At 38.9% G+C, this 21609-nt stretch carries 21 protein-coding genes, 1 pseudogene and 1 riboswitch; of the genes and pseudogenes, 5 read left to right on the forward strand and 17 right to left on the reverse strand.

Annotation, left to right across the window (positions count from 1 at the left end; all coding sequences use genetic code 11):
- Nucleotides 1-739 (forward strand): annotated as a pseudogene (locus tag HMPREF1210_RS18565) (collagen-like protein); the annotation flags it as partial.
- A gap of 462 nt (nt 740-1201) precedes the next feature.
- On the opposite strand, the gene HMPREF1210_RS11245 reads toward HMPREF1210_RS18565, so the two are convergent.
- From HMPREF1210_RS11245 to HMPREF1210_RS11260, 4 genes are all read right to left on the reverse strand, one after another.
- Nucleotides 1202-2854, reverse strand: coding sequence for a b(o/a)3-type cytochrome-c oxidase subunit 1 (locus HMPREF1210_RS11245; protein ID WP_016428811.1), 1653 nt, complete (start codon nt 2852-2854; stop codon nt 1202-1204).
- A gap of 1 nt (nt 2855) precedes the next feature.
- Nucleotides 2856-3323 (reverse strand): cytochrome c oxidase subunit II, encoded by a 468-nt coding sequence (locus HMPREF1210_RS11250; RefSeq protein WP_016428812.1) that lies wholly within the window; start codon nt 3321-3323, stop codon nt 2856-2858.
- Nucleotides 3324-3339: 16 nt separating this feature from the next.
- Nucleotides 3340-3462: a cytochrome C oxidase subunit II gene (locus tag HMPREF1210_RS11255; RefSeq protein ID WP_231391084.1), complete on the reverse strand. Its 123-nt coding sequence runs from the start codon at nt 3460-3462 to the stop codon at nt 3340-3342.
- A gap of 267 nt (nt 3463-3729) precedes the next feature.
- The gene (locus HMPREF1210_RS11260; protein ID WP_036659954.1) at nt 3730-4413 is read right to left on the reverse strand and encodes a Crp/Fnr family transcriptional regulator; all 684 of its coding nucleotides are present in this window, start codon (nt 4411-4413) and stop codon (nt 3730-3732) included.
- 168 nt (nt 4414-4581) lie between these two features.
- Between HMPREF1210_RS11260 and rluF the strand changes: the two genes are divergently transcribed.
- Nucleotides 4582-5286, forward strand: coding sequence for a 23S rRNA pseudouridine(2604) synthase RluF (gene rluF, locus HMPREF1210_RS11265; protein WP_016428814.1), 705 nt, complete (start codon nt 4582-4584; stop codon nt 5284-5286).
- A 464-nt stretch (nt 5287-5750) separates the two neighbouring features.
- On the opposite strand, the gene HMPREF1210_RS11270 is transcribed toward rluF, so the two are convergent.
- From HMPREF1210_RS11270 to HMPREF1210_RS11280, 3 genes are all read right to left on the reverse strand, one after another.
- Nucleotides 5751-6272 carry a cupin domain-containing protein gene (locus HMPREF1210_RS11270; RefSeq protein ID WP_016428816.1) on the reverse strand — a complete coding sequence of 174 codons (522 nt, stop codon included), beginning with the start codon at nt 6270-6272 and terminating at the stop codon, nt 5751-5753.
- A 115-nt stretch (nt 6273-6387) separates the two neighbouring features.
- On the reverse strand, nt 6388-6657 hold the full coding sequence (locus HMPREF1210_RS11275) for an RNA polymerase sigma factor (RefSeq protein ID WP_016428817.1): 270 nt from the start codon (nt 6655-6657) through the stop codon (nt 6388-6390).
- A 121-nt stretch (nt 6658-6778) separates the two neighbouring features.
- Nucleotides 6779-7954 carry an MFS transporter gene (locus tag HMPREF1210_RS11280; protein ID WP_016428818.1) on the reverse strand — a complete coding sequence of 392 codons (1176 nt, stop codon included), beginning with the start codon at nt 7952-7954 and terminating at the stop codon, nt 6779-6781.
- A 198-nt stretch (nt 7955-8152) separates the two neighbouring features.
- On the opposite strand from HMPREF1210_RS11280, the gene HMPREF1210_RS11285 reads away from it, so the two are divergent.
- On the forward strand, nt 8153-8566 hold the full coding sequence (locus HMPREF1210_RS11285; RefSeq protein WP_016428819.1) for a hypothetical protein: 414 nt from the start codon (nt 8153-8155) through the stop codon (nt 8564-8566).
- A gap of 140 nt (nt 8567-8706) precedes the next feature.
- Here the strand turns inward: HMPREF1210_RS11285 and HMPREF1210_RS11290 are convergent, their stop codons facing one another.
- From HMPREF1210_RS11290 to HMPREF1210_RS11305, 4 genes are all read right to left on the reverse strand, one after another.
- Nucleotides 8707-9429 (reverse strand): amino acid ABC transporter ATP-binding protein, encoded by a 723-nt coding sequence (locus tag HMPREF1210_RS11290; protein WP_016428820.1) that lies wholly within the window; start codon nt 9427-9429, stop codon nt 8707-8709.
- A 15-nt stretch (nt 9430-9444) separates the two neighbouring features.
- On the reverse strand, nt 9445-9678 hold the full coding sequence (locus HMPREF1210_RS11295; protein ID WP_016428821.1) for a hypothetical protein: 234 nt from the start codon (nt 9676-9678) through the stop codon (nt 9445-9447).
- A gap of 45 nt (nt 9679-9723) precedes the next feature.
- Nucleotides 9724-10281: a 3D domain-containing protein gene (locus tag HMPREF1210_RS11300; RefSeq protein WP_016428822.1), complete on the reverse strand. Its 558-nt coding sequence runs from the start codon at nt 10279-10281 to the stop codon at nt 9724-9726.
- A 199-nt stretch (nt 10282-10480) separates the two neighbouring features.
- Nucleotides 10481-11416: an NAD(P)/FAD-dependent oxidoreductase gene (locus HMPREF1210_RS11305; protein WP_016428823.1), complete on the reverse strand. Its 936-nt coding sequence runs from the start codon at nt 11414-11416 to the stop codon at nt 10481-10483.
- Between the two features lie 164 nt (nt 11417-11580).
- Here HMPREF1210_RS11305 and HMPREF1210_RS11310 point away from each other — a divergent pair, with 164 nt between their 5' ends.
- On the forward strand, nt 11581-12087 hold the full coding sequence (locus tag HMPREF1210_RS11310; RefSeq protein ID WP_016428824.1) for a cupin domain-containing protein: 507 nt from the start codon (nt 11581-11583) through the stop codon (nt 12085-12087).
- Between the two features lie 83 nt (nt 12088-12170).
- On the opposite strand, the gene HMPREF1210_RS11315 is transcribed toward HMPREF1210_RS11310, so the two are convergent.
- From HMPREF1210_RS11315 to HMPREF1210_RS11325, 3 genes are all read right to left on the reverse strand, one after another.
- Nucleotides 12171-13997, reverse strand: a complete 1827-nt coding sequence (locus HMPREF1210_RS11315; RefSeq protein ID WP_036659578.1) for an APC family permease — start codon at nt 13995-13997, stop codon at nt 12171-12173.
- Between the two features lie 138 nt (nt 13998-14135).
- A riboswitch (cyclic di-AMP (ydaO/yuaA leader) is annotated at nt 14136-14284 on the reverse strand.
- Between the two features lie 225 nt (nt 14285-14509).
- Nucleotides 14510-15136 carry a spore coat protein gene (locus HMPREF1210_RS11320; RefSeq protein WP_016428826.1) on the reverse strand — a complete coding sequence of 209 codons (627 nt, stop codon included), beginning with the start codon at nt 15134-15136 and terminating at the stop codon, nt 14510-14512.
- A 176-nt stretch (nt 15137-15312) separates the two neighbouring features.
- Nucleotides 15313-18381: an efflux RND transporter permease subunit gene (locus HMPREF1210_RS11325; RefSeq protein ID WP_016428827.1), complete on the reverse strand. Its 3069-nt coding sequence runs from the start codon at nt 18379-18381 to the stop codon at nt 15313-15315.
- A gap of 134 nt (nt 18382-18515) precedes the next feature.
- Here HMPREF1210_RS11325 and HMPREF1210_RS11330 point away from each other — a divergent pair, with 134 nt between their 5' ends.
- Nucleotides 18516-19379 (forward strand): TetR/AcrR family transcriptional regulator, encoded by an 864-nt coding sequence (locus HMPREF1210_RS11330; protein WP_016428828.1) that lies wholly within the window; start codon nt 18516-18518, stop codon nt 19377-19379.
- 125 nt (nt 19380-19504) lie between these two features.
- Here HMPREF1210_RS11330 and HMPREF1210_RS11335 read toward each other — a convergent pair whose 3' ends face one another.
- From HMPREF1210_RS11335 to HMPREF1210_RS11345, 3 genes are all read right to left on the reverse strand, one after another.
- Complete coding sequence (locus HMPREF1210_RS11335) at nt 19505-20410, reverse strand: HD domain-containing phosphohydrolase (RefSeq protein ID WP_016428829.1); 906 nt, start codon at nt 20408-20410, stop codon at nt 19505-19507.
- Nucleotides 20411-20531: 121 nt separating this feature from the next.
- Complete coding sequence (locus HMPREF1210_RS11340) at nt 20532-20960, reverse strand: hypothetical protein (protein ID WP_016428830.1); 429 nt, start codon at nt 20958-20960, stop codon at nt 20532-20534.
- Nucleotides 20961-21161: 201 nt separating this feature from the next.
- Nucleotides 21162-21554: a DUF1761 domain-containing protein gene (locus HMPREF1210_RS11345; protein ID WP_016428831.1), complete on the reverse strand. Its 393-nt coding sequence runs from the start codon at nt 21552-21554 to the stop codon at nt 21162-21164.
- Nucleotides 21555-21609 lie beyond the last annotated feature (55 nt).

The raw sequence follows: 21609 nt of genomic DNA on the forward strand, positions 1-21609 counted from the left end.
TGGACCTGCTGGTGCTGACGGAGCCACTGGGGCTACTGGACCTGCTGGTGCTGACGGAGTCACTGGACCGATTGGACCTGCTGGTGCTGACGGGGCTACTGGACCGATTGGACCTTCAGGCGCTGACGGGGCTAATGGAGCTAATGGAGCTACTGGACCTGCTGGACCTGCCGGCGCTGACGGCGCTACTGGACCTACTGGACCTACTGGTGCTACCGGTGCTACTGGACCTACTGGGCCTACTGGGCCTACTGGACCGGCCGGACCTACTGGGGCTACTGGGCCTGCTGGAACAGGAGGCATACTAGACTTTGCAGATTTTTATGCTTTGATGCCTGGTGATAATGCTACAACAGTTGGTGCAGGTGAAGATGTTGATTTCCCTCAAAATGGACCTACCTTAGCTGGATCAAGGATTACTCGTATCAACGGTGATTCATTTAATTTGTCAGCTATTGGAACTTATCAAGTTTTATTTCAAGTGAGCATAACAGAAGCTGGGCAACTAGTTTTAACTCTTGATTCGGGATCGGGATCTACTGAATTACCTTATACTGTAGTCGGTCGTGCAACCGGCACTACTCAGATAGTAGGGATGGCACTAGTGCAAACAAATGTCACTAATTCAATCATCACCGTACGAAATCCTCGAAGTGCATCCACTGCACTGACAATTACTCCTACCGCTGGAGGATCAGAGCCTGTATCAGCTCATCTTGTTATTACACAAATTGGATAATGAGAAAAAAATTCTAGACTTTCAAAAAAAGCTTCCATCCCGGGAGCTTTTTTTATTGTTTATTAACGTAAGAAGCTAGACTTTTTTAATCATAAGGAACCCTGTTTCTATTTCTGCATAGCTACTCTAGCTTCGAAACATGATTAAAAAGTCTACAGTAAAAGTAGACTGAGTCAATCGTAAAAGCATGAAACTAGCAATAGATTTCACGATTCATGTTTATAAAAAATATCCATTCATTTTTAACTTGATTATTTCTAAAAATACTTTTTGTTAGTCATCAATAGGATAAAGTTACATATCATTGTCCTACAAATTAAAAAAAGGTTTGCTGCGAACTCTTTCGCTACAAACCTCATTTTAACCTTATTCTTCTATTTCATTAACTTCCACTAACATTCCGACCACTAAAGTAATTACGACAAAGAAACATATCAGCATTAAGACCATTTCATTCAACTCCTACCATGTTTTGAATCCTTCTGAACCAGGAGGTGCATGGTGAATCATGCCAGTTAGCGGTATAGCATAGGCGATAATGATTAATGCGAATGCGATGCCAATCCAAATCCACCAGTTTTCCAAAAATTTCGGTGTGTTTTCTTTGTCACTTTCCGCCATTGGAAACTCGACAAAGTCTTCTTCACGTACAGCTTTTGGTGATAAAAACATCGACATCACGACGATATAAATCAGGATCATGGCAGATAGGAATAAAATGCTACCTCCAATTGCCATCGTTACATGATTCGTAATTATCCCATCAAACCATTCCATTGCGGAAGGATGATTATTGTAATTGGAATATGCAGTGCGTCTCGGTGCTCCCAGAAGACCTAAAATATGTTGCGAAGTGGACATTAAGAGCATACCGATAGTCCATGTAATAATTTGAATGAATCCTAGCTTTTGCATAGACTTTGAGAATTTACGTCCTGTTAAGTATGGAATTAACCAAAATGTCAGCCCCATAAAAGTCATCGCTACAGGTGTCCCAACAGTAATGTGGAAATGTCCGACGATCCATAATGTGTTGTGGACGACTTCGTTTAATTGGAAACTTGCGTTGATGATTCCTCCCGCTCCACCAGGAATAAAGAAAGCCATTGCAATAAAAATTGATGTAAAGCGAACGTCTTTCCAAGGAAGTTTCGTGAACCAGCCGAATAATCCTTTCCCTCCTTTTTTACGTCCTGAAATCTCGAATGTCGCAAACATAGAAAACGCCGTCATTAAAGATGGAATAATAACCATGAATGTCAATACGACTTGAAGGAACTTCCAGAAGTTTGAAATCCCTGGTTCCGTTAATTGGTGATGGAACCCTACTGGAATAGAGAAAAGAATGAATAATACAAATGACAAACGAGCCAATGAATCACTGAAAACTTTCGTTCCAATTAGTTTCGGAACTATTACATACCACGCCATATAAGCTGGCAACAACCAGAAATACACAAGCGGATGACCGAAATACCAGAACAAAGAGCGACTTAGTTCCACGTTAATCGTATCCACCCAGCCAAACGCCCAAGGGATGTATTGGAATAGAACTGTGGCTACCACACCTAGACAAGCGATGATCCACAGGATGATTGTCGTAATGGTCATGAAAGCAAATAGTGGACTTAATTGTCCTTTATGTTTTTTTCTCCAGACGAGATAATGTCCTACCAATGCAAAACTATTAATCCATGTACCTACTACAAACAATGCCAATCCTACATAATACCAACCACTTGCTTTCAACGGAGCATAGAACGTATATAGAACTGAAGCTTCCCCAGAAATAATCATAGCTGTTGCTAAAATAGTGCCTATTGTTGTGACTGCAAAACCAATCCAGGAAACGCGTCGAACTTTCGGACCGAAGCTTCCAAGGCTTTTACTCATACCAGTAATAAAGAAACCGAAAATGAAATAAGTAGTAAATATAAGTGCAAGCAATACGCCATGTGCCGTTAATATTTGATAATAATCCAACCAACTAGGTAATTGGAGAGCATCGTTTCGTATGAAAACTTGTAATAATCCGCATAATGTTCCAATCAGAAATGCGATGTATGCAACTCCGATATTCCATAAAGCCAACTTACGATCTTGTGCAGCAATCATCTTAATACACCTCTATTTCTGTGGACATCATGTGGTGACCGGCACCGCAGTATTCATTACAAAGAATTAAATATTTACCTGGTTTATCGAATGTATAAGATTTTGTAGTAATCCGACCTGGAACCACCATCATATTTACTTTCGTATTATCAATCGTAAAACTATGAACGACGTCTGTACTAGTTAATTTAAAAATAATTTCTTTTCCTACAGGTACTTTAAGTTCCGGCGCATTGTATCCGAACGCCAATGCCACAATTGCTACCTGGTACGTATCGTCATCTATCTGAGTAACGCCCGGGTGATTAAATGGCGCAGTTTCATTTACTTTTTTAGGATCAATTGTATCCATTCCTCCCGATGGTGTGTGGCCGTGAGAGAATGCGCTTACTCCGACTATACTTAAAAACACGATTAATGAGACTAGGCCAAATACAAGCCAAATCTTTTCATATTTATGAAAATGCATTTAAATCTACTCCTTTTCATCTTGCTACATACATGAAATAAACGACAAACCACATGACGATAATAATGATGCCGACTGAAAAAACACTGATCAGCGTTCCTTTTAAATTCAACTCTGGCGATTGATTTTTTTTACTCAATCTCATTCACCTCTTTACGTTTTTATAACTTATATTCAGCGTAGGCCATTCATGATTTAGGGACTGTGATATAAGTCACACTCGAAGGGTTATTTACAGTGAGTGTCGATAATTTGTCAAAATTGGAATAGGGCTATGGAGTAAATCGAGGGTGATTGAATTTAATCGGAATGGGACTCAATTTAATCGGCATCAAACCTGTCTTAATCGGTTCCGCCAATTTTCCCCCACAAAAAAAGCGATTTACCTTTGAGGTAAATCACTTTTTTAATCAATTTTACAAAAAGCAATTGGGCAGTTTTCGCAATTGATTTCATCTTTTAAATAATCAAGGTCGTGTATCAGCATCTTTCCATCCACCGTAGAAAGTATGTTTTGCTTTTTTAAGTCACTCAGCAGTCTATTCACCACTTCACGTGTCATGCCGCAAAAATTAGCAAGTTCTTGATTGGTAAGCGTCATATCGATCATGGTTCCCTTTTCGTTAGGTACTCCATAGCTATTCGTCATGCGAATTAACGTTGAGTAAAGGGCTCCTTTTTTCCCATGCAATAGGAGATCACGGAATTTCGTCTGTGTTTTTTGGTGATTGATACCCATCCACTTCATAAAGGAAACGGCAAGCTTGGCATTATGGGTCAGCTCTTCTTCCAGATCGTCGACACTTATCTTGATGCATTCCACATCTTCCATGACCTTGGCATCCAACATATATTTGGCTGATTCGGCAAAGAGTGTGAATTCCCCAACGAACTGATTGCGTCCACAAATCCTTAACGTCAATTCTCGACCTTCAGGTGTAACTTTCCCAATTTGAACTTTTCCGGTTCGGATGAAGTATATCCCTTTGATGGGGTCGCCCTCTTGGAACAAATAAGAGTCTTTATTATACGTTTTCACAATGTGTCGTATGGAAAGCAACTCTTTCAGTTCAACGGACGTATCAACCATCCCTTTTTTCAATCAAAACACTCCTTTCTTCGTCTTCTCTTGGGTAAAGAGTACCATAGAACCTTTTCTATTGGATAGTACCATCTGCACGATTGAGATTCCCCTTCCATCTCATATAGGAGTTCATTATGGGGTATAATTAACATACTAAATGAAGCAGGTGATGATATGCGCATAAATAAATTTTTAAGTGAAGCTGGTATTGTCTCAAGACGCGGTGCTGATAAATGGATAGAAGACGGACGCATTACGATCAATGGGAAAAAAGCTGAACTTGGGAGCAAAGTAGAGCCTGGAGACGATGTGCGTGCCGATGGCAAACCGGTAAAACATGAAGAGCCCTATGTCTACATCGCTCTTAATAAACCCGTAGGCATTACTAGCACAACGGAACGACATATTAAAGGAAATATCGTTGATTTCGTCAATCATCCTTTACGTATTTTTCATATCGGCCGACTCGATAAAGATTCGCATGGATTGATTTTATTGACCAACGATGGAGATATTGTAAACGAAATATTGCGGGCTGAAAATGAGCATGAAAAAGAATACATCGTTAAAGTGGACAAACCTGTTACACAGGATTTTGTTAAACAAATGTCTGAAGGCGTAGAGATTTTAGACACCAAAACATTACCTTGTAAAGTAGAAAAACTCTCTTCTCAAATGTTTAAAATTACGCTAACACAAGGATTGAACCGTCAAATCCGCCGCATGTGTACAGCACTGGGTTACGAAGTCAAAGGTTTGCAACGTATTCGAATCATGAATATTCATGTGGACGGTCTTACTGTCGGTGAATGGCGTGATTTAACGAAAGTGGAGTTGGATGAACTATTCAGTACGCTTAACTATTCACCAAAAAGGTAATAGAGTAGTAGGAGGCGATGCAATGCTATCGATAACTCATACATTTAATATCACCGGTGACCTAATACGCGGAGACTTTGGGGACTTAGACGAGGTCAGTCAGGCACTTACCGGCTAATTTTACCCAAAATAATAAAAAAAAGCGGTCCTATTCTTTAGGATCGCTTTTCTTCATCATCATGACATCTTCGGTTTGCTCCGTAAAATCTAACTTCTTTAGTCGTGAATTACTTGATAGTCGTGCGAAAGAATTAAAAAGATATACCTGGTAAAACCCAAGGATACCCTACACAAAGTTCACCATTATAGGCACAACATCGTGATTGCGAATTATTGTTGTTTCATGAATTGATTCGGTGACAATGTTGGCTTCCATGCAAAAGGAAGTAGTATTGTACAAGCATTCCAAAATTCAATTTGCCGATGTAAATCTTGAGGCCCTTCATAAAAACGATATGTGATTGTCACGTGTAATTGCCATCCACTATTTTTTTATATGCCATTCTGTTAATGACCTCTTCTTGTTGAGGATATAATTCTAGTAATTCTTTTTGCGTAAAGAGCTCGAAATCATCGAAATCAAAACCAGGCGACACCATACAACCGACTAAAGAAAATGTGGATTCCAGATCAACTGAGGAACCGAATATTGCACCTTTAGGTACGAGTACCTGTGGCTTTTCCCCTTTATTAAAGTCCAATCCTAATTTCTGAGCTGTATATTCACCATCCGGGTGTATCACGTGGACAGTGAGTGGACTTCCGTCATGGAAAAACCATAATTCGTCCGATTGAAGTCGGTGTAAGTGGGATACTTCGCCACTCTTTAAGCAAAAGTAAATTGTCGTGTAGAGATTTCTTGTTTTGCTATCCGACGTTACCATTTTTTCTTCCGAGTAGAAACTCCGTGTATAGTGTCCCCCTTCTGGGTGCGCTTCCATGTTTAAATGTTCTATGTAATAGGATGCATTTCGTTTTGTCATCATTTCTCTCCCTCCCCCTAATACATTCATCATCCGCTATAAAAGAAATGGATTCAATGCATTTCGACAAAATGTGCCACGTGAAACATTTTCTAAAGTGTTTTTATCGACATTTTAGTCAGGGAATCTTCTGAATATTGAGTGTATCAATTTGTGATAGACAACATAAAATCATTAAAGTTGATAATTTTTTTCCGTTATTAAATTTCTCTGGATTTTCCCATGCATCCCGAAAGACTCCGCGTACAATCTGCTCACTGATAGCTTCATCAGCAACAACTCTATATGATATTTTCCATAACAGCCGAGAGTAGCAATCATATAGTTCAATCAAAGACTGTTGTTCCTGGTTAGAAAATCCGATGATCAAACACTCTTCAGTAGTCATCTAGTCACACCCCTTTAAATCCTCACTACCCCACACGCGTTTTGTACAACATTTCAATGTGCTGAATTTACTTCAATATAAAAAGCACATGAAGTGATAGACACTTCATGTGCTTAAATGATTAGGCGTAATAGAATGTTTTTCTCTGCTTAATTGTAAACAATCCTGAAACCACCATTACAACTGCGGAAAGATAAAATGCGTGATTTATTCCAAACCATTCGGCTGTCAAACCGAAAATAAAAGTTGCGATTCCAAATGAACCAGTCACCAAAACAGATTGAACAGAAAATACATGACCAAGTTGATTAGTATCCGTATGCATTTGCAATAGTGTCAATTGGGCAATCAGCTGTAATTGACCAAAGACGCCAAGGAACAGTGAAATAACCAGCGCCATCAACGCATAAAATGGAAACAGAAACCACACTGTTAATAGGCTTGTAAGAAAACAACCAACTCCTATCATCAGATGTGCAGGAATCTTCATTAATTTGGCAAACAAATACCCACCAATCAAAAAGCCACCTGAATAAAATGCGTTTATATACCCCCACCACGCAGTGCTTTTCTCAATTACTTCGTCAACATAAACATACAGAATGGCGGAAATCCAGACCGCTCCTGCAAATGCTGTCAATGTATCTAGCAGCAGTATATTACGAATAGGCTTTATGGAAAAGCTATACTTCCATCCTCCAGAAAGTTGTTGAAATACAGATTGTACATCCTTCTTGATATGGGGAATCGCTTTAATTCCGTATGTGAGCATCCATGCGAACATATATAACCCGATGGAAACAAGTAAAAGAGTTCCCCCACTATAAAGAGCGACAAAAAATGCGCCAATCGGCCAACTTACCAGATTGATTGTGTTATCGGAAATGGCTACTAAACTATTAGCCTTAGGCAATTCCGATTTCCCGACCAATTCAGGCAGCATGGCTTGTCGGATCGGCGTTGCCCACCCATCCAGGAAGGCGATGACACTGACCAAAATTAGAATCCATAGGATACTTTCTTCTTTACATAAAAAAACGCCACTTAAGACAATGATTTTCCCGACCATCGAAAAAAGTAATATTTGACGTAAAGGAAACCGATGCAAAAGAAGTGGGGTTAGATAACTCCCAACCAGCCGTGAAAAAGTAATGGTTAATGGAATAAGTGTCAGTGTTAATACAGAACCACTCGAGACATAAACCAGTTGTATCAGTCCCACAATATAAAGGACATCCCCACCATTGGACATCATCTGACTTACCCATAGAAAATAAAAAGAACGACGGTCGTTCACATGAATCTCTCCTTCACTCTATTCAGTTTATTAGATTGAAAGAAGAAGTCTTACACTCGTCGCACCCTTTCCCGATTCATACTATTTCCAATAATTTTACAGAAATAAAAATCTCTCTGCAAGAAATGTTTTGAACGCCGTTTCCAAAAGGAACAAAATTGCATCTATTAAAAGAGATAGAATGGAGGTGAATTCATTATGAATCGCAATATGCCAGGATCAAACTATGGACCAGGATCAAACTATGGGCCACGAGGTGTTCAAGGTGTTCAACAAGGCGCACAACCAGGTTATCAACCAGGTGTTCAACCAATTGTATGTCCGCCTTTATGCCGCTATACGGACTCTTACGTAAAACGTGAAGTTCCTTATATTCAACCATTAATTAATATCAACAGACAGCACATCGTTGACGTTCCTAGAACTTACTACCGGGAGATTAATCAGAACGTTGTTGTTTCTCCAAGCCAATCGCCTTACGGTGGAAACCCTTACGGAGGAAACCCTAATGGTGGAATGAACCCATACGGTGGAAACCCTTATGGTGGAATGAACCCATACGGTGGACGCCGATGTGGTTGCGGTGGAAACCCATGTGGTTGTCGCCGATAATTCAAAAGTTTTATTCGTTCTGATGTAAAGTCCAATAGTGGGGTCGACAGTCAGACGAATTACTGTACAGAATACTCCTCTTTTTTTCCCCACACAAAAACCCCGATGGTCAGTTTATGCTGACCATCGGGGTTTCCCTTTTAATCGACTAGTTGAATAAATTGTTTCGTACGTTCATGACTTGGATTTTCAAAGAAAGTAACTGGATCCGCAGACTCAATAATTCGGCCTTCATCCAGCATGATGACACGGTCTGCAACTTCACGTGCAAACTTCATTTCATGTGTCACCACAACCATCGTCATACCTTCTTGTGCGAGTTGCTGCATAACGCTCAGCACTTCTCCAACAAGCTCCGGATCAAGTGCAGAAGTTGGTTCATCAAACAGAAGAACTTTCGGTTCCATTGCAAGTGAACGTGCTATTGCGACACGTTGCTTTTGTCCACCGGATAATTTGCTCGGATAGACATCTGCCTTGTCAGCCAAGCCTACTTTTTCAAGTAAGCCCTTTGCCAAAGTAACCGCATTTTCTTTTTTCAACTTCTTCACAATCATTGGTGCTTCAATGATATTTTCAAGCACCGTCATATGCGGGAAGAGGTTGAAATGTTGGAATACCATGCCTACTTCTGCACGGATATTTGATAATTTATGTTTCTTGGGATCCACCACTTGTCCATCCACCTCGATGGTCCCTTTATTAATTCGTTCTAAAAAATTGAAGCAACGTAAAAGCGTACTTTTACCGGATCCACTGACCCCGACCAGGACGACCACTTCCGAAGGAGCGACTTCCAGATCAATGCCCTTCAACACTTCCAAATCGCCGAACGATTTATGGATATTTGTTCCCTTTAACATTTAATCCCCTCCTTCTTATTTGTCGACATTCAGTTTATTTTCATACAGTTTTAGTAAATAAGTGATGATCATAACCAACACTAGGTAGTATACCCCAACCACTAAAAAGGTTTCCAGAGATTGATAGGACTGCACCGCTCCTCGGTTAGCCAAGGCGAACAGTTCTGGCACACTGATAATATAGACCAATGAAGAGTCTTTCAAGGTGATGATGAACTGATTTCCAAGAGGTGGAATGGAGCGTTTCAAAAAAGCTCACCCGCCGTAATTGGCAAGTGAGCTTTAATGCTAAGGTTATTTTAGAATTTTGATTTTGACTGTTTTACGTCCCCATTTTAATGCACTTGTCTGGTTAGGCATAAACAAATCAATCTTATTTCCTTTTATTGCACTTCCTGTATCGCCTGCGACAGCGTATCCGTAGCCTTCTACGTATACTTTTGTTCCAAGCTTGATGACGTGTGGATCAACAGAAATTACTTTTAAGTTTGGATTCTTTTTCAAATTAATTCCCGTCGCTGTTATGCCCGAACATCCTCGACAATTTGCTGTGTAGGCAGTTGTCGATACCATAAATTCTTTTACCACATTGGCATTCGATCGAGATGGTGTAGATTTTTTAGCAGCAGTTTTAGTGCCGGTTAATTTAAGTTTTTGATTCGGTTTAATCATGTCGGACTTTAAACCATTTAAGGATTTGATGGTAGAAACTTTAACATTATAATGTTTGGAAATTTTATATAATGTGTCACCTTTTTTAACCGTGTGCGAAGAAGCAGCTGCTTCTGAATCATTGGCAAATGTGAAGAGGAACATTAGTACAAAACTTATCACGAAACTAAATTTTTTCAAGTTGTTTCTCCTTTATTTCTCGTTTGTAGAAATAAAAATAACATTTAAACATTACAGATTCATGACAAAACATAGGATGTTTCTTTACAATTTGAGGGTGTTTATATTACTAATGCGAAACAAAAGAATTTTCAAAACCAAAAATAAGTAGGTATATTTGTCTATTCCCATCGAAAAATGACGTGAAAAAACACTCCAGTCATAAGTCTTCAGGAGTGCTAAAATCTTCTTTTGTACTTCCTAATATTCCTTCATGAATTAATTCCACATTGACCGCCATTGCAGCCTCGGCACCACTTGCAGCGGCTATGATCAATTGTGCAGGATAGACATTTGAAGCTTCTCCTGCCACAAATAAACCGTGCACTTTGGTTTTTCCTACCTCGTCCGAATGATGGCCTCCTGTATTGTTTAATTTAACACCTAGACGAGTTCCTAATTCACATGCTTGTACAAGCTCCGGTGTCACAAATCCACCCATTCGTGCTATGACTCGTCCATTTTCAAGCTCGATTTTTTGGAGCTTTCCTTCTATTCCAATAAGAAGTCGGATAGGACTTGTTTCCACTTGGAGCTCAGTCTTTTTAATTTCATTCAATTGACTCTTCGTCATCTCTTGACCATTCGTAAATATCACTAGATCTTGAGACCAATTGCGTAATATTTCCGCTGTGTGAAGGGTGTAGTCAATTATGCCAAATAATGCGAGTGGTTGATCTCGCAATTCCCAACCATCACAATATGGGCAGTTAAAGATACTTTTACCATAAAAGTTCCGGAGGTTTGGGATGTTCGGAAACTTCTCTTTTACACCAGTAGCCAGAATGACTTTTCGTGTTTTCCACTGTTTCTTCATTTCAGTTTTAACTAAAAACCCATCCTTCTCTTTCGCAATTTCTACAACTTTGTCTCTCAATGTCTGGATTGTCGGGTAGCGACTGAACTCCTGATGGGCAAGTGCTCTGAATTCTGCCGGTTTTACGCCGTCTCTTGTTATAAAGCCATGCGAGGCGTCCGTTACTTTATTGCGTGCCTCATCACTGTCAACCAACACTACATTTCTTCTAGCCCTTCCTAACACCAAAGTGGCATTTAAACCTGCTGGACCTCCCCCAACTACTGTGCAATCTATCATTCTATTTCTTTCCTCCTAACAAATCTTGTTTAAAGGTCCATTTATTTGTAAACTTCCATTAATAACATTAATCTTTCCTTCTTTTGGTTTAATCAAACCGAAAGATTACTTTTTATCTAAACGGGTATTTATCCTATTAACAGCAAACTAAGGGAGGGGTATATGTGATTAATTCTACTTATCAAGTATTTACGTTTGAAGATGATGGCACGATTCCAAATAATCCACAATTACCGGTTATTTTATATCCCGGTGTATTCAAGCATCATCCAAATGAAATCGAACCTACATTTAGATTGAATAATTGGAGAAACAGCTGGATTGATGGTGTCTTTGACTATCATCATTATCATAGCAATGCTCATGAAGTATTAGGAGTTCGCGCTGGTTCGGCAACATTAAGAATAGGAGGAAAATATGGGGAAACGGTTGAAGTCAGAACCGGTGATGTCCTCGTTTTGCCCGCGGGTACAGGACATAAAAAGTTAAAGGGTAGTACAGATTTTGAAGTTGTCGGTGCTTACGCAGATGGCAACGAATACAACCTTAAAACCGGTGAACACAATGAAAGACCTCGAGTCTTAGAAGAAATTAAGCAAGTTAAAGCCCCTTCCATGGATCCCGTGTACGGGAGTCGTGGGCCAGTACTTGATCGATGGATACAAGAATAGCTAAGAACTTGGAGCAACCTAAAAAAGCATTCATCACGCGAAATTCATGTGATGAATGCTTTTATTCGTAGTAGTTATCTATATTACTTTTTAAAACGATAAGGAACAGTCGTTACAACTACATCTCTTCGGTAAAGCAAGATGGATCTGATTAGTAAACTTGACTGATTGTGAAGGATATTATGCCACCCTTTTTTCGGAATAAATTGTGGAATCAAGACGGTTACACGATGGTTTGATTCATTTGCTTTATATTCCACCGTACTAATAAATTTCGCCAATGGTTGAGTTATGCTTCTATATTGAGAATGCAAAGTCACAAGCCGAACATCAGGCTGGAATTTTTTCCACTTCTCTTGGAAAATGTGTTCATCTTTTCTCTCAAAAGATACATATACGGCAATGATTTGTGTTGGATTAAGTGATTTGGCATAGTTTAATGAGTTTTCAACTACATGCGTGACTCCTGCAACCGGCACAATAATGACATTTCCTTCTATTGGCATTGCAGGTTCACAAGTAGAAATACTTAACTGTTCGCCAACAGAAAGATAATGTTGTTTTATCTTATGGAAGACTAAAACGAGCAGAGGCAAAAAGATTAGAACCGCCCAAACCTGTCCGAATTTGGTGATGAAGAAAATCATCATGACCGCAAAGCTGATAAATGCCCCGACAAAGTTAGTGATTAGTTTGACCATCCAACCCTTTGGCTTTTCCCTCATCCATTTAACGAGCATCCCTGTCTGGGATAACGTAAATGGAATAAATACTCCGACTGCATAAAGCGGGATAAGTTGTTCCGTTTGTCCTTGGAAAACAATGATGAGAAGGATTGAAGTGATTCCTAGTGTGATAATCCCATTGGAATAGCCCAAGCGATCGCCTCTCATTTTGAACATGCTTGGAATGTATTTATCATTCGACAGGCTGAATGCCAAAAGCGGAAAAGCTGAATATCCTGTATTAGCTGCCAGTACAAGAATCAAGGCCGTCGTTCCCTGAACGAAATAATACATATAGTTTCGCCCAAAAATCTCGGAAGCCATTTGTGAAATCACAGTTTCCTCCACCTTGGGTGAAATTCCATAGAAATAAGCCAGAAAGACGATTCCGGTGAATAACAAAGCGAGCAATGAACCCATCATCACTAGGGTTTTTGCTGCGTTTTTTGCAGCAGGGTTTTTAAAGTTTGGAATTGAGTTCGAAATGGCTTCAACCCCGGTTAATGCAGAACTTCCGGATGCGAATGCTCTGAGCAATAGGAATAAAGTAAGACCCGCAACAGGTGTACCGAGCGGTGTATGCAAATCAGGTGACACATTCCCTGTGATAATGTTGAAAAGACCTACTCCAATCAGAATAAACAAAGCGATAACAAACAAATAGACTGGATACGCGAGAATGGACGCCGATTCGGTAATACCTCTTAAATTCAAGATGGTAACAAATATAACGAGTACACTGGCAATGGCCACATTATGATCGTGAAGGCTTGGGATTGCTGAAGTAATGGCATCGGTGCCTGCCGAAACACTAACCGCTACCGTCAGGATATAATCCACCAACAGCGAGCCGCCCGCAATTAACCCTGCATTTTCACCAAGATTTTCTTTCGCCACAACATATGCGCCACCACCACGTGGATAAGCAAAAATAATCTGTCTATATGATAAAATAAGTGCCATTAACAGAACAAGGACACCTACTGCAATTGGAATCGAATACCAAAACGCGATTGCCCCTACCGAAGCCAATACAATCAAAATCTGTTCCGGTCCATATGCTACAGAAGATAATGCGTCTGAAGAAAGGATGGCTAAAGCTTTTGTTTTGTTAAGCTTTTGTTCACCTAACTCCGATGATTTTAATGGACGACCGATTAAAAATCTTTTTACTGCCGACAACATGTTTTCCACTTCTTTCTTTGATGAGCCGCCGTTTGGACAGCCTTAGATGCACTGCAAATTCCTGTAAAAGAACAACAAAAAAGCCCGCTAGGCATAGGGAAAGAGCCTAGTGGGCTTAATAACATTCTCACTAGTTCGTATTTCTCTCTCATAACGCTTACGGAGTTAGCTGTCGGGTTTGGGCTAAAGAGTAGCCCTACCTACAATAGTAGGATTCACCCCAAGCGGCAAAGAGAAGCCACAAATAATGGGTTCCCCGTTCCAAATGGATTAAGCGATTTAGAAATATGAAACTGAAGATTATAGTACTCCCATATAAACAACTTGTAAATATAAATTTTATATCTTTTTAAAATGTCTTAATTTTGTTAGTTTATGCGTTAAGAAAATATACTCATGCAACAATCGTCCATTATTACTTTAAATAACAATATTTTATTGGCCATTATGTTTTAACAGACCCAATAATAAAAAGACCAGATACTTTGATCTGGTCCATCTTTTTAATCTTATTAATGAGTTCCCGCGTGTTGGATAGACGATGGTGCATACGAATTCACAATGGCCATCGTGTCTTGTTGTGCAAGTTGTGGCACTTGGTAATAATGGTGTTTGTTTTGATAAATGGAAGCTTCATATGCCATTTCAATACAGTTCGGCACCGAGTCTGCAAGTACTCGACGAACTACGGGGTTAGTGGTTTCTAAGGCAGACATTGCTTTTAAAGAGGCACCTGATTTGTGCACGCCCAGCATGAAGCCTGAGATAATTTCATCTGTTAACTCTGCACCAGATTGAATCGGTTTCTTCGGTTGCGAAGGTTTTAAACCAAAAATGAAATCATTATCTTGTTTCATCATGTATTTTTGAGTTGTTTTAGACGGATCCATACCTGTTTTAAAACATTCTGCTGTAATGTTGTATTCCTCTTGCATGAAGCTGAATTGTCTATCCAACATCGTTAATAATTCCTGATCTTGAATATGAGGACGTAATAAAGTGAATTGGTTTAATCCCGCAACAGAAGCAGATAATACTTCATGAACATCAAACAGTTCGTGACCACCATGATTCATTTGTGGCGGCACTGGACCTGTATGCATATTTTCGTGCATTTGACCTTGTGGATTTTGAGTCATTTATCAATTTCCTCCTTGTTTCATTTAATGTGCATCAGAATTAGTGTGCATCGAAAAGGAGTTTTTATTCAAAATGAATGGACTATGACACATAAAAACTGAATTTTTTCGAATACTGTAATAAAAAACGTGCAGAAGGATTATAAATCCACTGCACGTTTTCGATCTATATTTTTTTATTCTTCTTCGGTTAGTTTCCTTTTACGGAACTTCCCTAAGAATTCATAAACTACAGGTACAATAATCAACGTCAACAAAGTTGAACTGGTAAGACCGCCAATAACCGTTACACCCAATCCTTTGGAAATCAACCCGCTACCTTCAGCTCCAATCGCCAATGGAATCAATGCGCCGATAGTTGCAATTGCCGTCATCAGAATTGGTCGTAATCTCGTTACGCCGGCTTCCAAAATAGCATCGCGTGTACTCAAGCCTTCTTTTTCTTTATGAATAACCCGATCAATCAATACAATTGCATTCGTTACAACGATACCAATGAGCATAAGAGCTCCAATCATCGTGGAAATACTGATTGTTTCGCCTGCGATTAGCAAGGCAATTAAAGCTCCACTGATTGTGAATGGTAACGAGAACAAGATAGCAAACGGTGCAACCGCTCCGCCAAATGTGATAACCAGAATAAGGTACACGATGGCAATTGCCGCCAACATAGCCAAACCAAGCTGCGTAAACGACTCTTGCATATCAGCTGTTACTCCTGCTGTTTCAATACTCACATTCGCTGGAAGGTCTAGTTGATCGACTTTCTCTTGAACCTCTTTTGATGCTTTTGAGACATCATCGGTCGTTATTTTACCTTTCACACTTGCATAAATCTGTCCATCTCTTCTTGTAACAGTATCAGATGTTTTACCTTCATTCACTGTCACAACGTCTTTAACAGGTACTTGCATGCCAAGTGGAGAAGGAATTGTTCTATTTAAAAACTCTTCCAATGACTCCGGTTTTTCTTTTGTAGAATCAATGAACACTTCAAACTTCTCGCCATCTTGTTCAATCGTTGCCAGCACTTCACGCTGTACATTTGGATTGAGCGCCATCCCTACTTGAGCGGTCGTTAATCCGAATTGAGCAAGTTTCGCTTGGTCTGCCACTAAAGTATGTTCTTCATAAGACTCTGCAAGCGTTGACCCTACGTTGTTTATATTTTTACCTTCATTTAAAATTTCTTCTATGTCACGAATAACAGGTTCAATCGTTTTCAAATCTTTACCGTATACATAGTAGCTGATTTCATTACTACTGCCACTTGTTGCAAAGTCTTGCGATTTCCATTCCCCTGCAAAGTTGAAATTTTGAACTTCTTTCATTGCTTCTTCTTTTTCTAATGAAAACTCTGGTGTGTCATTATCATAAATAACATACATTAATGCCCCATTATTTTGTCCAGGCATCATTGGATTTTCCCCACCGATTGAAACTTGAACACTTTCTACATCTTTACGATCAATGAAGAAATCCTCGATTTCTGTAACTGTTTCATCTACATCTTCTCTCGTTTCACCCGGTTTAGGAGTATACGTAATATACATCATTTTTTCATCTTCTTCAGGCATGAAACTTGTTCCGACTAATGGAACTAAAGCTAAGCTGCCGACGAAAAGTACAACTGCCAGTACTGTGGTAATCAGTTTATGATTAAGTGTCCAATTAAGAATTGAACGATAAACACCAGCTATTTTTCCTGGTTTCTCAGGATCATGTGTATGTTTGTCGCCTAATCCTTTTTTAAATAGCGAATGGGATAACATCGGTACGAGCGTAATGGCAACTAATAGTGAAGCCAGTAACGCAAATACAATTGTTAATGCGAATGGTAAGAATAATTCGCCCACCATTCCTCCTACCAAACCAATTGGTAAAAATACGGCAATTGTTACAAGTGTAGACGATAGGATTGGCACAAACATTTCTTTTGTTGCTTCTCGAATTAAAGCCTTCCCTTTTAACTGCTCTGTCGGGGATGCCATTCTTCGATAAATGTTTTCGACGACAACGATTGAATCATCAATTACACGCCCAATAGCGACGGTTAGAGCTCCTAGAGTCATCATGTTTAATGTGATATCCATTTGTTTAATCAGTAATACTGCGATTAACAATGATAATGGAATGGATATAATTGCGATTAGGGTTGAACGGATATTTCTAAGGAATAGCAAAATGATCAATACAGCAAAACCAGCACCAAATAATGCCTTGCTCAGCATCGTTTCTACTGATTTCTCGATTGGTTCCCCTTGGTCAAATGTAAAAATGATTTCGGAGTCAGCATTTTCCTTTTCAAACGCCTTTACTTCTTCTTTCATTAAATTGACAACATCAACCGTATTTGCCCCTTGAGACTTTACAACTTGAACAGCAATCGAATCTTGACCATTGGTACGAGAAATTGATTCCGCTTTTCCAACGAGTTCTATCTCCGCCACTTCGCCTAATGCCACCATTGAAGGTTTAGAAGAGGCTGTATCTGGACTGGTTGGGACAACCGGAATTTGAATTTTTTTCAGGTCATCAATCGTAGTAATATCTCCGTCAACAACGACAGATTGTTCTTTTCCTTCAAATGGGAATAACCCTAAAGGGAATGTAACGTCAGAGCCTTTTACGGTCCCTTTTACCATCTCTTCAGTCAGTCCATATTGAACTAACTTATCTTGATTGAATCTAAAGCTGACTTCATTTAGGTGCTGACCGGTGACAGCGACGGAAGACACACCTTCAATTCCTTCGAGTGTAGGCACGAGATTCGTTTCTACATTCTCCGTAAGTTCAGCAAGTGTATCTTGTTCACTTGAAACACTAATCGCAGCGATAGGAAATGCATTGATGCTTATTCGCGCGACTTTAGGCTCTTGTGCACCTGTCGGAAGTGGAATATTTTTAAGAGCCGCAGCTACTTCTGCTTCTGCTTCCTTCATATCTGTTCCAAATTCAAACTCAATTTGGAGAGAGGATGCATTCTGATAAGAAGAAGACATGACCATCTTAACGCCTTCTAAATTTCGGACAGCTTTTTCATACGGTTCTGACAGTTCATTGACTACCTGGTCAGGAGTCGCACCTGGATAAATAGTCGTTGCCGTAACTACAGGAACCGTGATATCCGGAATTGTTTCTAATTTCATTTGTAAACCTGCTGTTAAGCCAGCTACTATTATAACAATGGTCATTAACCATACTGCAAATTTGTTCTTCAACACAAAATTAATGATGTGGTTCATCGTGTCAGTTCACTTCCACCCTGCTTTATTTGACCAACTGGTCATAATCAATCATAATAATACTGACTGGTCATTCAAAGGTCAACTATTAACCTATAATTTTACATCATTTTTTTCGGAAAAGGAGCTTAAATATGACAAATAAGAAACAATTAATCATTGAAAAGGCTCTTCACTTATTCGCCTCAAAAGGATTTGAATCAACATCCATTCAAGAAATTACCGATGCTTGTGGCATCTCCAAAGGTTCTTTTTACTTATCTTTTAAATCCAAAGATGAATTGCTTGTTTCGATTTTTGAATATTTTTTCAGTAAAATATCGAAAAGATTTACAGAGCTTGACACTATACAACGAGTATCTCCCAAAGAAAAATTCCATCAGTTATTAGTCATACAATTTGAAGAAATTGAACGCCATGCAGACTTTATCTTGATGCAAATTCGAGAACAGACAAATCCTTTGAACAAAGATATGACAGAGCTGTTAGCTTCCATGCAGGAACATCATCATACGATTTTGCACAAAATTTTTGTGGATACTTATGGTAAAGATGTTCAACCGTATGTTGCCGATCTGATCGTCATGGTAAAAGGGCTCATTCATGGCTATATCGAAATCATCCTGACTCATCGTCAACAATTGAATACCAATGAATTATCAGTTTTTATCATGGAACGAATAGATGATCTAGTGTTGTCCCTATTATCCAAACAACCACAACCTTTTTTAAGCCTTTCTATGTTAGATAAGAGTTTATTGCAAAATGCAGCTCATAGTTCGCCCAGACAAGACCTCCTTCAGGAAGTCCTTGATTGCAGGAACAGCACAATCGATAATGATATACTCGTCACGCTGGATGTAATTGCTGAAGAACTAAAAAAGGACAAGCCCCGAACCCCTGTCATTAAAGGAATGTTAGCTAATTTGGTAGAGGATAAGGATATGCTTGCATTGCAGCAAAAGTTGATGACTTACGTAACGAATCAAACTGATTGAAAATTCAACACCCTATCACTCTATGCTTCTAATACATGCGAAGAACAAAAAAGACTTGTCGTTTATGACAAGTCTGATTTGTTACCTCTATAGATTGATGGCTAGCTATACATACACATCATTTTTTATACAATGCCATCTTCTTTTAACACCTGTTCAAATTTATCTACTACTTCTTTATCATAGTGAGTGACCGATAGTTTTTTCAATTCTTCCAAAGCGTATTGAGCACTGAACGCTTTACGATACGCACGGTCTTCCGTCATTGCATCGAATGTATCACTGACAGCAATAATGCGAGCTTCGAGGAGTATTTCATCATCTTTCAATCCTTTTGGATAGCCGCTTCCGTTTAAACGTTCATGGTGCTGCTCAATAATAGGCGCAATATCTTCGTAAACGCTGCCTTTTATCATCTCTGCCCCATCGGATGGATGTTTTTTTATCACTTCATATTCTTCAGAAGTCAGTTTATCGGGTTTATTCAATATATCTTTTGGAATATGAATTTTTCCAATGTCATGTAAAAAAGAGGCCGTTGCAAGATTCTCCAATTGTTCTTCATTTAATTTAAATTTTCTAGCTATTTTTAATGCATAAGTAGCAACTCGATCACTATGCATATATGTATGTCGATCCATTAATTCAACCTGTTTGACAATCTCCATTAAAGAAGATATTTCTTTACTTAAATGCACAAAAGTTGGCTCCGTTATTACCCATAAGAAGGTAACGTCAGATAAGGCTGTAAAATGAATAGGCTCAGTTATTCCTTTAACTGTGAAGGAATCATGAGGGCCGAGTACAACTCTTTCGCCATCCTGTTCACAGATAACTTCTCCAGATAAGATTAAATAAAATTCCATAACTTCTGGATTTTCAGCCGGGTAAATGTAGAACAATCTGTCCTTCTCAATAGATTGAAGCAATACTTCAACCCCGTCTCCATCTGCTACTAAGCTTATTTCATTTTTGTCATATTCAACTTTATCTAGGAACGTGCCTCTTTTCCCAATACTAAAACCTTTCATACCAAAATCTCCTCTATGCAAACTTATCAAAAAAATGAGCTCTATAAAAGAACTCATTTTTCTAATTATACCAATATTTAAATAAATGAATAGAGATTTATTAAATAATAATTGCGATGTTTTAGTGCCCACCAATTCCAATTACGCGAATCGGATCAATCCAAACCAAACGGTGTGCAAAGCGTACCAGTACCCAAGAACATTCTGCTTCTATTCCAGCTTCAGCAGATAGTTCAATAGTATCTGCAGACATTTTAAGTGTTTCATTATATACATCGTCAATAATCACATCAAGGTTAGCATTATATGCTTTTGTTAATTGAAGGAATTCAGATGCACTTTTACTTTTTCGAATGTCCTTCAAGTATTGAGTTTGTAGCTCATCTGCTGCTTTAACACCTTCTTCAATCTTTACATCGATTGCGTTGTTTGTGGATTCGATAAGCTCAAGTGCTTTCAAAACAGAATTATCATATTCTGCTGCAGAAGCATTTGTTCCTAAGCTAAAGAATAATGATACCGCAAATAAAATTGCCAACAGTTTTCTCATGTCTTATTCTCTCCCCAAAACTATGTTTTTTGTGGTATACACATAATACAATTGGTAAAATGTTTACCTATGTAATAATGTCAAACTAATTGGAATCTTTTCATTAGTATAACTCTACAAAACTTATCTGACTACAGTTTTTGTAATTTTTTGTAATATCCGCCCGCTTTTTGCAGTAAAACAACTGCATGATGCTCACATTCAGAACATAAATCCGTGCAATGCACCCAATAAGGTGAAAATCACTAAATGATCTCCAATAGCTACCATCAAAGATTGATTCGTCATAAGTCCAAACAATCTATTTTTTATGTATACCAGTGTGATGATAAGCCCCACCATAAACCCTACGAGTATCCCTGGTCCAAATCCTTCAGCACCTGTTGCTTGTACAAAGATAGCGATGATGAATGAGCTAATGAAAGCTACAATCCCCGAAAAGATATACTTCATTGGACCTTCAATTTCATTGTGTTTCTTCTCAGGATGTTTATCTCCACCCAATCTAATGGAGTAGTAAACACCTCCATACACCATATACAATAAACCACCAATAATAATTGCGAGTACATTCAATTCGTTCCAATCAATCAACGTAAAAAGCCCCCTTTAACAACTAAATTCAATTTTTTCTAATATAATTCCTGCA

Source organism: Paenisporosarcina sp. HGH0030, from assembly GCF_000411295.1.
GTDB lineage: Bacteria > Bacillota > Bacilli > Bacillales_A > Planococcaceae > Paenisporosarcina.

Bases quoted from the DNA above. Each gene is read 5' to 3' on its own strand.
- HMPREF1210_RS11245 (WP_016428811.1), bottom strand. From the start codon at position 2,854: ATGATTGCTGCACAAGATCGTAAGTTGGCTTTATGGAATATCGGAGTT.
- HMPREF1210_RS11250 (WP_016428812.1), bottom strand. From the start codon at position 3,323: ATGCATTTTCATAAATATGAAAAGATTTGGCTTGTATTTGGCCTAGTC.
- HMPREF1210_RS11260 (WP_036659954.1), bottom strand. From the start codon at position 4,413: ATGGTTGATACGTCCGTTGAACTGAAAGAGTTGCTTTCCATACGACAC.
- rluF (WP_016428814.1), top strand. From the start codon at position 4,582: ATGCGCATAAATAAATTTTTAAGTGAAGCTGGTATTGTCTCAAGACGC.
- HMPREF1210_RS11270 (WP_016428816.1), bottom strand. From the start codon at position 6,272: ATGATGACAAAACGAAATGCATCCTATTACATAGAACATTTAAACATG.
- HMPREF1210_RS11275 (WP_016428817.1), bottom strand. From the start codon at position 6,657: ATGACTACTGAAGAGTGTTTGATCATCGGATTTTCTAACCAGGAACAA.
- HMPREF1210_RS11285 (WP_016428819.1), top strand. From the start codon at position 8,153: ATGAATCGCAATATGCCAGGATCAAACTATGGACCAGGATCAAACTAT.
- HMPREF1210_RS11290 (WP_016428820.1), bottom strand. From the start codon at position 9,429: ATGTTAAAGGGAACAAATATCCATAAATCGTTCGGCGATTTGGAAGTG.
- HMPREF1210_RS11305 (WP_016428823.1), bottom strand. From the start codon at position 11,416: ATGATAGATTGCACAGTAGTTGGGGGAGGTCCAGCAGGTTTAAATGCC.
- HMPREF1210_RS11315 (WP_036659578.1), bottom strand. From the start codon at position 13,997: ATGTTGTCGGCAGTAAAAAGATTTTTAATCGGTCGTCCATTAAAATCA.
- HMPREF1210_RS11320 (WP_016428826.1), bottom strand. From the start codon at position 15,136: ATGACTCAAAATCCACAAGGTCAAATGCACGAAAATATGCATACAGGT.
- HMPREF1210_RS11325 (WP_016428827.1), bottom strand. From the start codon at position 18,381: ATGAACCACATCATTAATTTTGTGTTGAAGAACAAATTTGCAGTATGG.
- HMPREF1210_RS11330 (WP_016428828.1), top strand. From the start codon at position 18,516: ATGACAAATAAGAAACAATTAATCATTGAAAAGGCTCTTCACTTATTC.
- HMPREF1210_RS11335 (WP_016428829.1), bottom strand. From the start codon at position 20,410: ATGAAAGGTTTTAGTATTGGGAAAAGAGGCACGTTCCTAGATAAAGTT.
- HMPREF1210_RS11340 (WP_016428830.1), bottom strand. From the start codon at position 20,960: ATGAGAAAACTGTTGGCAATTTTATTTGCGGTATCATTATTCTTTAGC.